Source organism: Pseudactinotalea sp. Z1732, assembly GCF_049724975.1.
In the GTDB taxonomy this organism is placed as follows: Bacteria; Actinomycetota; Actinomycetes; order Actinomycetales; family Beutenbergiaceae; genus CALKWS01.
On record NZ_JBMPQC010000007.1, the window covers coordinates 70,717 to 85,261 of the forward strand.

At 71.6% G+C, this 14,545-nt stretch carries 13 protein-coding genes; 5 read left to right on the forward strand and 8 right to left on the reverse strand.

The window, feature by feature from the left end:
• Positions 1-4: 4 nt before the first annotated feature.
• The 3 genes from ACPL7H_RS13480 to ACPL7H_RS13490 form a co-directional block, all read right to left on the reverse strand.
• Positions 5-844, reverse strand: a complete 840-nt coding sequence (locus ACPL7H_RS13480) for a pyruvate, water dikinase regulatory protein (RefSeq protein ID WP_424786616.1) — start codon at positions 842-844, stop codon at positions 5-7.
• Positions 845-903: 59 nt separating this feature from the next.
• Positions 904-1,683, reverse strand: a complete 780-nt coding sequence (locus ACPL7H_RS13485; protein ID WP_424797398.1) for a hypothetical protein — start codon at positions 1,681-1,683, stop codon at positions 904-906.
• A 127-nt stretch (positions 1,684-1,810) separates the two neighbouring features.
• The gene (locus ACPL7H_RS13490) at positions 1,811-2,332 is read right to left on the reverse strand and encodes a hypothetical protein (protein ID WP_424797399.1); all 522 of its coding nucleotides are present in this window, start codon (positions 2,330-2,332) and stop codon (positions 1,811-1,813) included.
• A gap of 14 nt (positions 2,333-2,346) precedes the next feature.
• On the opposite strand from ACPL7H_RS13490, the gene ACPL7H_RS13495 reads away from it, so the two are divergent.
• The gene (locus ACPL7H_RS13495; RefSeq protein WP_424797400.1) at positions 2,347-2,808 is read left to right on the forward strand and encodes a hypothetical protein; all 462 of its coding nucleotides are present in this window, start codon (positions 2,347-2,349) and stop codon (positions 2,806-2,808) included.
• Here the strand turns inward: ACPL7H_RS13495 and ACPL7H_RS13500 are convergent.
• The gene (locus ACPL7H_RS13500; protein WP_424797401.1) at positions 2,766-3,416 is read right to left on the reverse strand and encodes a hypothetical protein; all 651 of its coding nucleotides are present in this window, start codon (positions 3,414-3,416) and stop codon (positions 2,766-2,768) included. The two genes, ACPL7H_RS13495 and ACPL7H_RS13500, sit on opposite strands and share 43 nt — an antisense overlap.
• Positions 3,417-3,424: 8 nt before the next feature.
• Positions 3,425-4,096 carry a hypothetical protein gene (locus ACPL7H_RS13505; RefSeq protein WP_424797402.1) on the reverse strand — a complete coding sequence of 224 codons (672 nt, stop codon included), beginning with the start codon at positions 4,094-4,096 and terminating at the stop codon, positions 3,425-3,427.
• 158 nt (positions 4,097-4,254) lie between these two features.
• Between ACPL7H_RS13505 and ACPL7H_RS13510 the strand changes: the two genes are divergently transcribed.
• The 4 genes from ACPL7H_RS13510 (at position 4,255) to ACPL7H_RS13525 (ending at position 8,886) form a co-directional block, all read left to right on the forward strand.
• Positions 4,255-7,089: an FAD-binding and (Fe-S)-binding domain-containing protein gene (locus ACPL7H_RS13510; protein ID WP_424797403.1), complete on the forward strand. Its 2,835-nt coding sequence runs from the start codon at positions 4,255-4,257 to the stop codon at positions 7,087-7,089.
• A gap of 107 nt (positions 7,090-7,196) precedes the next feature.
• Positions 7,197-7,418, forward strand: coding sequence for a hypothetical protein (locus tag ACPL7H_RS13515; protein WP_424797404.1), 222 nt, complete (start codon positions 7,197-7,199; stop codon positions 7,416-7,418).
• Positions 7,419-7,427: 9 nt separating this feature from the next.
• Positions 7,428-7,988 carry a methylated-DNA--[protein]-cysteine S-methyltransferase gene (locus ACPL7H_RS13520; RefSeq protein ID WP_424797405.1) on the forward strand — a complete coding sequence of 187 codons (561 nt, stop codon included), beginning with the start codon at positions 7,428-7,430 and terminating at the stop codon, positions 7,986-7,988.
• A 16-nt stretch (positions 7,989-8,004) separates the two neighbouring features.
• On the forward strand, positions 8,005-8,886 hold the full coding sequence (locus ACPL7H_RS13525; protein WP_424797406.1) for a DNA-3-methyladenine glycosylase family protein: 882 nt from the start codon (positions 8,005-8,007) through the stop codon (positions 8,884-8,886).
• Here the strand turns inward: ACPL7H_RS13525 and ACPL7H_RS13530 are convergent.
• The 3 genes from ACPL7H_RS13530 to ACPL7H_RS13540 form a co-directional block, all read right to left on the reverse strand.
• Complete coding sequence (locus tag ACPL7H_RS13530) at positions 8,876-9,403, reverse strand: DinB family protein (RefSeq protein WP_424797407.1); 528 nt, start codon at positions 9,401-9,403, stop codon at positions 8,876-8,878. The genes ACPL7H_RS13525 and ACPL7H_RS13530 overlap by 11 nt on opposite strands.
• Positions 9,404-9,482: 79 nt before the next feature.
• Positions 9,483-10,169, reverse strand: coding sequence for a SprT-like domain-containing protein (locus tag ACPL7H_RS13535; RefSeq protein ID WP_424797408.1), 687 nt, complete (start codon positions 10,167-10,169; stop codon positions 9,483-9,485).
• 29 nt (positions 10,170-10,198) lie between these two features.
• Positions 10,199-14,518 (reverse strand): DUF3418 domain-containing protein, encoded by a 4,320-nt coding sequence (locus ACPL7H_RS13540; RefSeq protein ID WP_424797409.1) that lies wholly within the window; start codon positions 14,516-14,518, stop codon positions 10,199-10,201.
• Positions 14,519-14,545: the final 27 nt, after the last annotated feature.

A 14,545-nucleotide genomic window follows, 5' to 3' on the forward strand; every position in this document is an offset into this window, starting at 1 on the left:
CTGCTCAACTGCCCGTCAGGGCCCGACGCCGGTTCTCCACGAGTTCGATCACCCGCACCGCGGCTTCTTCCAGCGCCAACTCGGTGGTGTCCACCACCGGGCAGCCCAGGCGCCGCTGGATCGCCTTGGCGTGGTCGAGTTCGTCGTAGATCGCCACCAGATCCGAGTACCCCTCGTTCACCCCGGAGGCGCCCATCGTGCGCAGCCGGCGCTGGCGGATGTGCAGCAGTCGTTCGGGGTCGATGCTCAGCCCCACCACGTGCCAGGGCGTCACCGTGAACAACTCCTGCGGCGGTGGCACCCCGGCCACCAGCGGGATGTTCGCGGTCTTGTAGCCCAGGTAACCCAGGTACATCGACAGCGGGGTCTTGCCGGTGCGCGAGACGCCCACGAGCACGATGTCGGCCTCGGTCAGGGACTCGGGGCGCTGGCCGTCGTCCAGGGCGATCGCGAACTCCATCGCCTGGATCTTCTTGAAGTAGTCGGCGTCTATGCCCACCGGGCGGATCTTGCGCCGGGGTGCGGTCCCGGTGACCCGCTCCATCGCCTGCATCGCCGGCAGCAGCAGGTCCACGTGGGAGATCCGGTGCTCATCGCACAGGTCATCCAGCAGACTGCGCAGCCCGTCGTCGACGAGGGTGGAGAAGACCACCACGTCCTCCTCCGAACCGGTGATGTCGCGGAACGCTGCCCGCAGCACCGCGGAGGTGCGGATGCGCGGGTGGCGCACGATCCGGGTGTCGAAGTCCTCGTACTGCACACGCGTGGCCCGGGCCACACGCGCGGCGGTGTCCCCGGTCGAATCGGCCATCACGTGGATCGCGATCGGCACCTCGCTGACCATGGGCCTCACAGTACGGCCAGAACCTCACCCGGGCGGGGCCTATCGCGGAGTGGAACGGTTCAACGGATGGTCTGTCCTGCCCGCGCGGCCTCGTTGCTGCGATACCGGTACCACTGCGGTGCCGGGGGTACCAGGAAAAGAACGACGACGAGGGCCGGGATGAGCACGGCCAGCGCGCCCTCCATGGTGGGCACCTCCACCACGGCCGGCAGGGCGCCCAGCGCGGCCAGGCCGATCAGGATCATCAGCACCCAGCGGGCCCCGTTGGAGCCGCGGAAGGCGCCGACGGTCAACGCGCCGAAGACCAGGCCCATCGCGATGGCGAAGGCGCCGATGAGGCTGATCAGGATCGAGAAGCCGGCGTGGAACTCCGGGATCATGAACGGCAGCGAGACCAGCAGGTCCGCGGCCCGGTCCCGGACCACCAGCACCCCGATCCCCGCGACCAGGGAGGCGGCGCAGGCCAGCCACACCAGGATCGAGCCCAGCAGCACGGTGACCGGGCGGCGCGGCGGTGGGCCCGGGGGATGGTCAGCGGTGGTGGGCATGCCCTCATGGCCGGGCGGGGCGTAGGGGTACTGAGCTGGTGCCGGTTGCGTGCCGGGCTGGGCATAGCCCGGTTGGCCGTAGGCGGGGTGGGTGCCCGGCTGACTGTGTGGGGACTGGCCGTAGGCGGGGTGAGCACCGGGCGGCCGGCTCTGTGCGGCGTCGCCGTAACCGCCCCGGTGGCCGGGGTGCCCGTAACCCGGTGCCGCTGCGTCGGGTTGGGCGGACGGGTTCTGGGCGGGCCCGCCGGTCCACTGCCCGCCGTCGTGCTGCTGCGGGTAAGGATTCGTCACGGTCCCCTCCACGCCGTCGTCCTCTCGGCCGCACCCGGTCAGGAGTGCTCCTGCGCCAGCCTAATCTCGGCGGGGTCGGTTCCGGGCTCATTCGGCAGCGCGGCAGGCAACTTTCAATGCCCGAGGGCTACCTGCCCGGGGACGCTGGATGGCCCGGTCGTGCTGGGCGACCCGGGGGCGCCGGCCCGGGCCGGCGCCCCGGACGGCGCTGGGTCTCGATCAGGTGGCGGCGCCATCGCCGCCGGGACGTCTGGTGTCGGTACCAGGCCGAGGCCGGCGGGAGTAGGAACAGCAGGATCACCACCGCTGGACCGAAGCCCAGGAGCACGCTCACCGGGTGCGGGTGGACGGTCCCGGCCAGCACAGTCGGCAGCGACCAGAAGCCGAGCAGACCCACCAGCACCCACCGGCACGCGTTCGACCCCTGGTAGGCGGCCACCGCCAGCAGTCCGAGGGTCAGCACCACCGCCATGGCGGCCAGGTACAGCGTGAGTTCCACGATCCTGATTCCGGTGCCGTGCGGGGGATGGCCGAAGAGGAACCGCGGCAGCAGTTCACGGACGAGCAGATCGTCGGTGGCCAGGGCCAGCACGCCCACACCGAGCCCCAGGGCTCCGGCCACCCACATCAACGCAGCGGCGATGGTCACGGTGAGCGGTCGCCGTGGTGGCGGCGCCGCGCCCCCGGGCCGTACCCCGCCCGGTGCTGCCGACCGGGGTCCGGACGGTGGACCCGGTGGTGCCGGCCGGGGCGGGCCGGCCGGTGGACCCGGCCCGGGCGGCCGTGACGGAGGACCTGCGCCGGGCGGCCCCGCCGGGTGGTGCCCACCGGGCGGCCCAGGTGGATGGTGCGGATTCGTCATCGGCTGCTCCCGCCGTCGTCCTCCGGGAGCGCGCGTGCCGCACCGGAGGGAGGGACCTGACAGAGCCCGACGGTACGAACCGGACCGGCGACGCCGCACGTGCCTCACCCGGCCGTGTGGACAACGAAGAGCGGGCCCACCCGTTGTGGATGGACCCAGCCGGTGGGGGCGATCAGTCACTGTCCGGTGCCGTCGGTGCAGCCGGCGCCGGAGGTGCGGGTCAGCGCCGGAAGGGGGCCGACGACGGCGGCTCGGTGCCGTAGCTCGCCGCGGGTCTGTGCGGCCCACCGCTTGGTCCACCGGGGCCGCCACCGGAGGCGCCACCGTATCGATCGCCGGTCTGCCGGTGTTGACGCTGGACGTACCACTGCCGGGAGGAGGTGACGTGGAACAGGATCACGGCGACACCGGTCCAGGAGGCGGCGATGAGGGAGAGCAGTTCACCGGCCAGCAGCAGGATCGAGATCGCCAGCACGAAGACGATGCCCATCACCGTCAACCCCCAGACCGCTGCCCGGGAGCCCCGGAAGGCGAGCACCGCCAGCAGGAACACCACCGCGCCCCAGACCAGCGAGACCACCCCCGCCGCCGTCATGATCGGCGACAGGTAGGGCAGCGCCTCGCGCAGCAGAGCCAGGAAATCGGCCGCCTGCGAGGGGTGCACCCCCACATCGACCAGCCCCTGCTCACCACCGGCGATCAGGTCCGCGATCATCGCCAGCAGGGAATCCCGTGCCATCAGCAGCACCGCCCCACCCACGATCGGTAACAGCGTGCCGAACCAGGTCATGAGCGAGGCGGCCGCGACCGTGCCGGGTCGGTGGGCCTGCTCGGCCGCGTTGCCGGGTTGTCCTTCGGTGATCGAGCCCATCCAGGAAGTCAGCGGGTGTAGTTGCCGGGGTTGAACTGGGTGGTCTTGCGGGCGTTGTACCAGTCCCGCGACTTCGGGGCCAGGAACAGCCCCACCGACAGGCCCACCCAGATGATGGAGATGAGAGCGAGCGCGTTGCCGTCGAAGAGGTTGAACAGGCTGCCGGCGATGGCCAGGGCACCGAACACCACCAGCACCCAGCGGGCCCAGTTGGCACCACGGAAGGCGAAGATCGCCATCACCAGCACCAGCACACCCCAGATGGCGGCGACCACCCCGAAGATGGCGATGAACTGCAGCACCACGCCCTCGTCGGCGCTCAGCCCGAGATCGGCGGGGTCGAGAGCCTGGGCGAACATCAGCAGCAGCCCGAGGATGATCATGACCGCGGAGCCGATCCAGGCCAGCACCGCCCCGCCGGTGACCGTCCCGGGCCGGAAACTGCGGGAGCCTGCGGCCGAGCCAGCGGGACTGGAGCCGTAGGGGGCGTTCTGGGCGTACTGGGCAGGCTGGCCGTACTGGGCGCCCTGGCCCGCCTGCTGCGTGTACTGGCCCGGCTGCGACGGCTGCCCCGGCTGCGGCGGCTGACCGGGTTGGGTGGGCTGGCCGTACTGCCCGGGCTGAGCCTGCGGCTGCTGGCCGTACTGATCAGGTTGCGGCGTACCGGATGGCGTGGTCATGGTGTCCTCCCTCGTCCGTGCGTCCATCATGACGCATCCGGGGCCAATCGTGTCGGATGAGTTCAGCGATATCGATGGGCACATCTGCCCGGCGCAACACCGATCGGGCGCCCGTTCCGCGCTCACGCGCCCACCCGCCCGGGCGTAGGGTCGGCACTGTGACAGTCACCGAGGATCTGCTGGCGCAGGTGCGCGACGTCGCCGCCCCGGCCGCCTGGAGCACCGATCAGGCCACCCGGACCGCGATGGCCCATGACGCTTCGCACTACCTGCTCACCCCGCGTGCCGTGCACACCCCTCGCACGCTGGGCGAACTCACCGCCGTTCTGGCCCGCGCGAGCACCGCCGGGGTGCCGGTGACCTTCCGCGCGGGCGGCACCAGTCTGTCCGGGCAGGGCGTGGGCGATGGGGTGCTCATCGACGTGCGGCGCCACTTCGCCGGGTTCGACGTGCTCGACGACGGCGCCCGGGTGCGCTGCGAACCGGGGGTGCTGCTGCGCAAGGTCAACGCCGCGCTCATGCCGTACGGGCGCCGGCTGGGACCGGACCCGGCCAGTGAGATCGCCTGCACCATCGGCGGGGTGGTGGCCAACAACTCCTCCGGGATGACCAGCGGCTCGGCCGCCACGGCCTATCACACGATGGAATCCGCGGTGTTCGTACTGCCCTCGGGTACGGCGATCGACACCGCCGCCGGTGACGCCGACGCCCGCCTGCGTGAGCAGGAACCAGCCCTGCACGCCGAACTTGTGCGGATCCGGGACACGATCCGCACCACACCGGCGCTGCGCCGCATCGTTGAGCACCAGTTCTCGATGAAGAACACCATGGGTTACGGGCTGAACGCCTTTCTGGACCACCACGAGCCTGCCCAGATCCTGGCGCACCTGATCGTCGGGTCCGAGGGCACCCTGGCCTACCTGGCCTCGGTGGTGCTGACCACCGTGCCCGCCCACCCGCACGTGGCGACCTCGCTGCTGGTGTTCGACGACGTCAACCGAGCCACGGACGCGTTGCCGGCGATCCTGGGCGCCGGCGCCCGGGCGGCCGAACTCATGGACGCCCGCGCCCTGCGGGTGGCCCAGCGACTGCCGGCGGCACCGGAGTCGATGCGCGGAATCGACGTGCAGGCCCACACCGCCCTGCTGGTGGAGCTGCAGGCCGAGCAGGAGGCCGAACTGACCGAGCAGAGTCGGGACCTGCTCGCGGCGCTGGCCGATGCCCGGCTGTCGATGCCGGCCGAACTCAGCCAGGACGGCGCCGCCCGTGCGGCCATGTGGACGGTGCGCAAGGGGCTCTACCCCGCAGTGGCCGGGGCGCGCCCGGCCGGCACCACCAACCTGCTGGAGGACGTCGCCGTCCCCCCCGAGCACCTGCGGACCACCGTGCGCAACCTGGCGGAGTTGTTCGTGCGGCACGGGTATGACGACGCGGTCATCTTCGGCCACGCCCGCGATGCGAACCTGCACTTCATGATCAATCCGCGGCTGGACGATCCGGCGCAGGTGGACACCTACGCCGCTTTCACCGAGGACATGGTCGAGGTGATCCTGGGCGCCGGCGGCACGCTGAAGGCCGAGCACGGCACCGGGCGGATCATGTCCGCCTACGTCGAGCGTCAGTTCGGCCCGGAGTTGTACGCCCTGATGCGCCGGATCAAGGCGGCCTGCGACCCCGCCGGCATCCTCGCCCCCGGGGTGGTGCTGAACGAGGACCCGCTGGCCCACCTCAAGCACCTGAAGACGATGCCCACCGCCCACCCGCTCGTGGACGCGTGCGTGGAGTGCGGGTTCTGTGAGCCGGTGTGCCCCTCCCGGGACGTGACCACCACCCCGCGCCAGCGCATTGTGCTGATGCGGGAGATGGCGGTGGCCGACCCCCAGCGCCGGGAGGAGTTGGCCAAGGCGTTCGAGTACCAGGCGGTGCAGACCTGCGCCGGGGACTCCATGTGCGTGACGGTGTGCCCGGTGGGCATCGACACCGGCGCGGTGATGAAGGGCATGCGTGCCGAGGCCGCACCCCCGGTGGCGCAACGGGCCGGGCGGACGGCCGCGATGCACTGGGCGGGCACGACGACGGCGGTGCGGGCCGGCCTGGGGGTCGCCGCGGTCCTTCCCGGCGGGGTGCTCGCGGCGGGCAGCCGGGCGGTGCGCACCGCGGCGCCCCATGACCTGGTGCCCGAGGTGGGCAAGGACCTGCCCGGGCCCGGCACGAAACGCTCGGCGCTGCGCCCCGGCGCGGTGACCACACGTACCCCCGCGGCTGGTGCCACGGCTGACCAGGGGGCTGTCGGCGTCGTCCTCTTCCCCTCCTGTACCGGGGCGATGTTCGGCTCGGACTCACCCGGGGCCGCCCAGGCCTTCCTGGACCTGTGCGCCCGGGCCGGGGTGCACGTGCGGATCCCGGAGCAGATCGACTCCCTGTGCTGCGCCGTGCCATGGACCTCCAAGGGCCTGACCGGTGGCGCCCGGACCATGGCCGAGCAGGTGCGCCAGGTGCTCACCGAGGCGAGTGAGGGGGGCCGGTTGCCGGTGGTGACCGACGCGGCCTCGTGCACCCTGGGCCTGGTGGAGTCGGACCCTGGCCTGCAGGTGATGGATGCCCTGGCATTCGTACGCGCCCACGTGCTGCCGAGGGTGCCGGTGGACCCCGACCGGCGCCTGGCCTCGGTGGCGGTGCACCCCACGTGTGCCACCACCCACCTGGACGTCACCGATGACCTGCTCGCCCTGGCCCGCTCGGTGGCGCGGCAGGTGACCGTTCCGGTGAGCTGGGGGTGCTGCGGGTTCGCCGGTGACCGGGGCATGCTGCACCCCGAACTGACCGCCGGCGCCACCGCACCCCAGGTGGCCGAACTGGCCGCGGTCGAGGCCCGGCACGGTGCGTTCGATGCCTACATCTCCGCCAACCGCACCTGTGAGATGGGGATGAGCCGGGCCACCGGGCGCACCTATGAGCATGTGCTGGAGGTGTTGGCGCGTCTGGCGCGTTGAGCCCACCCGCAGGGTCCGCAGCGGCGCCAACGGCCGTCACCCTCGGCGGACCGATGGCGGTAGTGTGCCGACAGGCCCGCCACGCCGGACCGGAGAAGGTGACTTCCATGACCATGATCGTGTTGTTGGTGCAGTTGTTGCTCGCGCTGGGCGTGCTGGCCGTGGTGACCTTCTTCGTGGCGCTCGCAGTTCGGCGTCGCGCCAAGCAGCGACAACTGAACCAGGACATCTACCGCGCGGCCTACTCCCATGTCCAGCAGCCGCAGCACGGCGGCCAGGGGCCGGGACCGCAATCGCCCGGTTCCCAGACGCCGCCACCCCCGCGCTGACCACTGACCATGACCACCCGGGGAAAGGTCGCTCCGGCGGACCGGCGCCACGCCTACCTGCCCACCACGATGGGGACCCTCCTGGCCGTCCGATCGGGCACAGCACTGTCTGGCCTGTACTTCCCGGACCGCACCTACCCACCGAAACCCGGCACGCTCGGGGAACTGGTACACCCCAGCGGTGACCGGTTGCGCCGCCGCGACGATGAACTCCTCTTCACCGTCGGGGAGCAGGTGCGCGAGTACTTCGCCGGGGAGCGGCAAGCGTTCGACCTTCCGCTGCGTACCGCAGGCGAGGAGTTCAACGAGACGGTATGGGCGATGCTGCGGCAGATCCCCTACGGGCACGTGACCACCTACGGCGCGCTGGCGCAGCAAGCGGGGTCGGCGACGTTGGCCCAACGGGTGGGCCAGGCCGTGGGGCGCAACCCGATCAGCATCGTGATCCCCTGCCACCGCGTGCTCGGCGTCGATGGGTCCTTGACCGGGTACGCCGGCGGACTGGACCGTAAGCGGGCCTTGCTGGACCTCGAGGAACCTGCCGAGGCCCGAGCGGCGAGGCTGTTCTGATCGCGCGCAGACGATGATGACTGAACGCTTCCTGCCCGCACGCGGCCCGTGGGATACCCGCGCGACCCTGACCACACTGGGTCATCACAGCATCCCTGGTGCACACCGCACCGACACCGTGAGCGGGACCCACACCCGGGTGCTCAGGATCGGTGGGCATCTTCACATCGTCGACCTGCGGCTCACCCCCGCCGGCGTGTACTGGCGCGTGCGCGGCCACGACCGGGCCGCCGGAGCGCCCGATGCGAGGACCATGGAGCCACTGCTGCGCTGGTGGTTCGACCTGGACGCCGAGATCGGGGCCATCGACGCCCACCTGCGCGGTGATCCACTCCTAGCGGGGCAGGTCGCGGACCGTCCCGGGATCCGGATCACTCGTCATGCTGACGCGGCAGCCGGGGTCCTCACCACGATCCTCGGTCAGCAGGTGTCCCTGGCGGCCGGCCGCACCTTCGCCGGCAGGCTGGTCGCTGCCTACGGCGAGGAGACCGCGGCCCGCCTCCGGGCCTTCCCGGTGCCCGCTCGGATCGCTGCGGCGGACGAGGAGGACCTGCGGGCAGCGATCGGCCTGACCGGGGCCCGCGCCCGCACGCTCAGGGCAACGGCCGCGCTGCTGGCCGAGCACCCCGGCCATCCCGACGCGCCGCACCTGCTCGAGGGGGACGTGCTCGCCCGACTCGCCGACCTTCCCGGAGTCGGTCCCTGGACCCTCTCCATCATTGCGCTACGCGGTAGCGGCGACGGTGATGCGCTGCCGGCCTCCGATCTGGTGCTGCGCCGCGGCATGGGCGGTCTGACGGCGCGTGCGGTCAGGACTGCGGCCGAGGCGTGGCGGCCGCACCGTGGTTACGCCGTCGTGCGGCTGTGGGTGGAAGCCGGCTCACCGACTAGCGGGTGATGTCACCGAGGTGGTGGATGACGTCATGCAGGTGGTACTGGGCGAGAGTGACAGCGGTGAACTGCGCGCCGTCGGAGCGGCGGCCGGTGCGCTGCCACTGGTCCCGGGACAAGCGCTGGTACCGCTCGGCGACGGGCTCGGCGCGCTCGCGCAACTCGGCTAGGACCTGATCGGCATCCTCCTGAGCGTAGTTGCCCTTGATCGCGGCGGCGTCCTGGTCCCAGTTGGGGAAGGTGGGGTCCTCCTCGGTCTGCATCAGCCCCAGTCGCTCGGCGAACACCCCGTGCACATCGCGCACGTGCGCTGCGTACTCCAGCGGTGACCACGTCTGAGCGTTCGGGCGCCGGGTCCACCAGTGGGCGTCGGTGCGCGCCCGCACGTCCTGCCATTGCCTGGCGTTGTCCCGCAGCATCTGGGGGATCAATTCCGGCACCACGGTGCCCGCCTCGAGCCCGCACTCATCGCAGGGTTCGCGCAGGACCCAGGTCCAGTCCTTGGCATCGGGTTCGATGCTCATCGGTTCCTCACCTTCGCCAGTGCCGCTTGCGGGTCTGGATCGAGTCTGCCAGCCATCGGGTGGGCCCGGTAGCCGGGGTTTAGAAGAGGGTGGCCGGAACGAGTGGCGGCGGATCCTTGGGGCGACCGGGAGCCGCCCCGCGGTGGCCGGTGCGAGCGGGCTCGCGTGCGGTGTCGGTGGCACCGCCGCACCGGCGGCACACCCGCTGCCGCTTGGCCCGCCGGGCTGCGTCCTTCAGCGCCCGATGGTAGGTGGGGCCGGGTTGCATGGGCTCGCCGTCGCGGGTCCAGATGATCAGGTTCGCGATGCAGAACTGCGGGCAGCACCGGCTGCAACTGACCGGGCGCGCCGGCTTGCGGAACCGTCGGTGCTCGTGCCCGCCGGGACAGTGGCCCTCCCACGGCGCCGGCGGCAGCGGGGCTTCAGCGGGCAGGGTCCGTTCCGGGCGGGCGCCGATCCGGCCGGCGACCTGGCGCCACTGGGTGCCGTGCCCGGCATCGGGGCCGGCCAGGGCGTGGGCGATCTCGTGCAGCACGGTGTCCCGCACCAGATCGTCGTGGTGCAGTTCGGTCAGGTGACGACTCAGGGAGATGGTGCGGGTGTGGAACCGGCACAGGCCCGCGCGGCGTTTCGCGCGGTCGAAGGCGAAGGTCCAGTCCCTCAGGCCGTGTTCGGCCATCAGGTCACGGGCCATCGACTCGGCTTGCTCCAGATTCACCACATCACCCCAACTGCACCGGTTGGTGCCGACTCTAATCGCTGCCACCGACACCCTCCGGCACCGCTGGTCCGGCCTCAGGCCGAGCCGACCTCGGCGAGGGCCTTGCGGATGCGCTTGGCCGAGACCGGGACCGCGGTGCCCAATTGCTGCGCGAAGAAGCTGACCCGCAACTCCTCCAGCATCCACCGCACCTGCGCCAACTGCTCGGCGTGGGTCGGGTCGGTGGTGGCCCGCTCCGCGGCCCACCAGGCATCGTGCAGGTCCCGGATCTGCCAGGCCAGATCCGCGTCCCGGTTCGGGTTCTCCGCGGCCTTGGCCAGCCGCATCGTGGCCGCCTGCAGGTACCGGGGCAGATGCGTCAGCTGCTCCGGTGGGGTGGTGGTGAGGAACCGGTCATGAATCAACGCGGCGTGCTGGTCGCGCACATCGGTGAGCACATCGAGCAGTGCGATGGAGGTGGTGGCCTTGATCTGGGCCTGCAACTCCCGGGAGGCATCCAGGATCTGCACCGTCAGGGCCGCCAACCGGTAGATCTCATCCTCCAGCCGCGCCCGCACATCGGCCTGGACCTGCGCGAACGCCTCCGCGGTGCGCACCTGCGCCAGGTCCCTGCTCGCGGTGAGGGAGGCCACCGCGGCCCGGTGCAAACCGGTGACCAGGGCGGCGGTGTCCCGGTACGGGCTGGCCGCCAGGGACAGCGCCTCCCGTCCGCCCCACCGGCTGGAGACCCGCCCGGTGGGCAGAGCGGTGGTGTCGGCCAGCAGCCGCCGCACACCGGCGCGGTGGGCGCCGGTTTGGGCCGCGGCATCCTGCAGCACCCGTAGCGACACCCGGCCGGTGACCTCGCCCTCCACCACCAACGCCGGGTAGCCGCGGATCTCCAACCCGCCGGCGCCGGTGGCGGTGACCACGTCCGGGATCCGGTCCATCGCCGGCCATCCGGTCAGGTTCTTCTCCTCAGCCAGCCCGGCGCGCACGCCGCCCTGCGGGAAGGCCGCACGGTCGCCGTCGCCGTCGCCGTCGCCGTCTTCCGCCGACCCGGCACCGGCTGATGCCGCGCCGGCACCGGCCGCTCCAGCGCCCGCCGATGCCCCGCCTGCGGTTCCGGGCCCGGCAGCCGCAGCCCCGGCGCGTTTCCGGGCCGCCAGCAGCGCCGCCTTCACCGCCGTGCGCACCGCGTCGCCGGACTGCCGGGACAACTCCCGCTGCAACGCCTCCAGATGCTGACCGGTGCCCAGCACCGCCCCGCGCTCGGCGTGCACCTGGAAGGTGATGCGCAGGTGCGGGGGCAGTTTCTCCGGATCGCGGTCCCCGGCGCTGATCTCCAACTCCGGGCGCACCTGCCGGGCGGCGGTCGCGAAGGCCTCGGCGTAGGAGACCGCTCCCTCCCCGGCCGGGGCCATCTGCTCCCACGGCGGCAACAGCTCGGCGATCGCGCGTGCGGTGTCCGGCGCCGGCACCAGATGCTTGCGGATCGGCTTGGGCAGGGCCTTGATGCTGGCCACCGTCAGTTCCTGCAGGAGTCCGGGCACCAGCCAGTCGAATCCCTCCGGACGCACCCGGCCCAGCACCGCGATCGGGATGTGCACGGTGACCCCGTCGGCCTCGGTGCCCGGTTCGAACTGGTAGGACAGCGGCAACGTCAGGTCCCCCTGCTGCCACACCTGCGGGTACCGGCCGGGATCGAGTTCCTGCACCTGCGGCACCAGAAGGTCCACGCTCAGATTCAGCAGGTCCGGGTGCTCCCGGCGGGCCTGCTTCCACCAGGTGTCGAAGTGCGCGGCGGTGACCACGTGCTCGGGGATGCGTTCGTCGTAGAAGTCGAACAGGCCGTCCTCATCCAGCATCAGGTCCCGTCGGCGCTCGCGGGCCTGGAGTTCCTCGGCCTCGGCGATCACGCCGGCGTTGTGCTCGACGAAGGCGTGGTGGGTGCGCCACTCACCGTCCACCAGGGCGTGCCGGATGAACATCTCCCGCGCCGCCGGGGCATCGACCCGGGCGTAGGGGACGGGCCGGTCGGCCACCAGGGTGAGCCCGTAGAGCATCACCTTCTCCTTGACCATGCCCGCACCCTGCCGGGTGGACCAGTACGGCTCGGAGTAACTTCGTTTGATCAGGTGGGCCGCCAGCGGCTCGACCCACTCGGGGCGGATCCGGGCCGCGGTGCGGGCGAACAGCCGCGAGGTCTCCACCAGTTCGGCCGCCATCACCCAGTCCGGGCGCTTCTTCGCCAGGTGGGAGCCGGGGAAGATCACGAACCGCGCCCCGCGGGCGCCGAGATAGTCCCGTTTGCGCTCATCCCAGGAACCGATCTGGGTCAACAGCCCAGTCAGCATCGCCTGGTGCACCGCGTCGGCGTCGATGTCCCCGGGTGCCTTCAGACGACCCAGATGGATGCCCAGCGGCTTGATCATCTGCCGCAGTTGGGTGTGCACGTCCTGCCATTCCCGGATCCGCAGGAAGTGCAGGTACTCCGCCCGGCACATCCGCCGGAACGCCGAGGACGACAGCTCGGTCCGCTTGGTGCGCAGGTAGTCCCATAGCCGCAGGATGGACAGGAAGTCGGATGTCTCGTCGGCGAACCGGCGGTGCTTGGCGTCGGCCTGCTGCTGGGCATCCGGCGGGCGCTCGCGCACGTCCTGGATGGACAGGGCCGCCACGATCACCAGTACCTCGGCGGCTACCCCGAGCCGGTCGGCCTCCAGGAGCATCCGGCCCAGGCGCGGGTCGATCGGCAGGTGCGCCAGGGATCGGCCCACCTTGGTCAGGCGCAGCCCGGGAGTGGCCGACGACGGCGCATCCCGCCGGGCTGTCTTCGCGGCGGTGGGGTGCAACTCACCCGGGCGAGCGGCGTCCGCGGGACCCGGACGGGCGGGCCGGGCACCGTCGTCGTCGGTGATCGCACCCAGTTCGGTGAGGAGGGCTACCCCATCCCGGACGGAGCGGGTGTCGGGCGGGTCGACGAAGCCGAACTTGGCGACTTCTCCCAGACCCAGGGCGGTCATCTGCAGGATCACCGAGGCCAGGGAGGTGCGCAGGATCTCCGGTTCGGTGAACTCCGGGCGGGATTCGTAGTCGGCCTTGGAGTACAGCCGGATGCAGATGCCGTCGGCCACCCGTCCGCAGCGGCCGGCGCGCTGGCCGGCGCTGGCCTGGGAGACCGGTTCGATCGGTAGGCGCTGGACCTTGGTGCCCTTGGAGTAGCGGGAGATGCGGGCGGTGCCCGGGTCGATCACGTACCGGATGCCCGGCACGGTCAGCGACGTCTCGGCGATGTTGGTGGCCAGCACGATGCGCCGGTTGGAGTGCGCGGCGAAGACCCGGTGCTGGTCTGCCGCGGAGAGGCGCGCGTACAGCGGCAGGATCTCCACCTCGGGACCCGGGCGGCCGGACAGGTGATTGGTGAGGGCCTCGGCGCCGTCGCGGATCTCGCGCTCCCCGGAGCAGAACACCAGGATGTCGCCGGGGCCCTCGGCCATCAGTTCATCGGCGGCCAGGCAGATGGCGGTGGCCTGGTCCAGGGGTTCGCGCTCGCCTGAGTTTGCGCGGGAGCGTGTGGGACCGGCGCTTCCGCGGGAGCGCGCGGGGTCGCCTGCGTTACTCCCAGCGCCGGTGCCGCCTGCGCGGCCGGGTGCTTCGTCGTCGTCCTCGGTTGTCTCCGTGTCCGGCACCAGGGGGCGGTAGCGCACCTCGACGGGGTAGGTGCGCCCGGACACCTCGATCACCGGGGCAGGGGTGCCGGGGGAGCCGAAGTGCTCGGCGAAGCGCTCCGAGTCGATGGTGGCCGAGGTGATGATCACCTTCAGGTCCGGGCGCTTGGGCAGGAGCTGGTGCAGGTAGCCGAGCAGGAAGTCGATGTTGAGGGACCGTTCGTGGGCCTCGTCCACGATGATGGTGTCGTAACGGCGCAGCATCGGGTCGCGCTGGACCTCGGCGAGCAGGATGCCGTCGGTCATCACCTTGATCAGCGTGGTCTCGGAGACCTGGTCGGTGAAGCGCACCTGGTAGCCCACGGCCTGGCCGACTTCCGTGCCCAGTTCCTCGGCGATGCGTTCGGCCACGGTGCGCGCGGCGATCCGGCGGGGTTGGGTGTGCCCGATCGTGCCCTCGATACCGCGGCCCAGGTCCAGGCAGATCTTCGGCAACTGGGTGGTCTTGCCCGACCCGGTCTCCCCGGACAGGATCACCACCTGGTTCTTCTCGATGGCCTCGGCGATCTCCTCCCGGCGGGCGGAGACCGGCAACTGCTCCGGATAGGCCACCTTCGGGACGGCGTCCCTGCGCCGCTGGAGCAACTGGGGATCGGGCTTTCGGTAGCCCTCGCGACGGCGCTGGGGTCGACGACGTCGTGACCCGCGCTCGGGCCGCCGCTGGTTGTGCTTCGTCTCGGTCACCGCGCGCCATTGTCTCAGGCGCGCGGG

Coding starts and splice junctions, on each gene's coding strand:
- ACPL7H_RS13480 (WP_424786616.1), bottom strand. CDS start 844: ATGGTCAGCGAGGTGCCGATCGCGATCCACGTGATGGCCGATTCGACC.
- ACPL7H_RS13500 (WP_424797401.1), bottom strand. CDS start 3,416: ATGGGCTCGATCACCGAAGGACAACCCGGCAACGCGGCCGAGCAGGCC.
- ACPL7H_RS13505 (WP_424797402.1), bottom strand. CDS start 4,096: ATGACCACGCCATCCGGTACGCCGCAACCTGATCAGTACGGCCAGCAG.
- ACPL7H_RS13515 (WP_424797404.1), top strand. CDS start 7,197: ATGACCATGATCGTGTTGTTGGTGCAGTTGTTGCTCGCGCTGGGCGTG.
- ACPL7H_RS13520 (WP_424797405.1), top strand. CDS start 7,428: ATGACCACCCGGGGAAAGGTCGCTCCGGCGGACCGGCGCCACGCCTAC.
- ACPL7H_RS13525 (WP_424797406.1), top strand. CDS start 8,005: ATGACTGAACGCTTCCTGCCCGCACGCGGCCCGTGGGATACCCGCGCG.
- ACPL7H_RS13530 (WP_424797407.1), bottom strand. CDS start 9,403: ATGAGCATCGAACCCGATGCCAAGGACTGGACCTGGGTCCTGCGCGAA.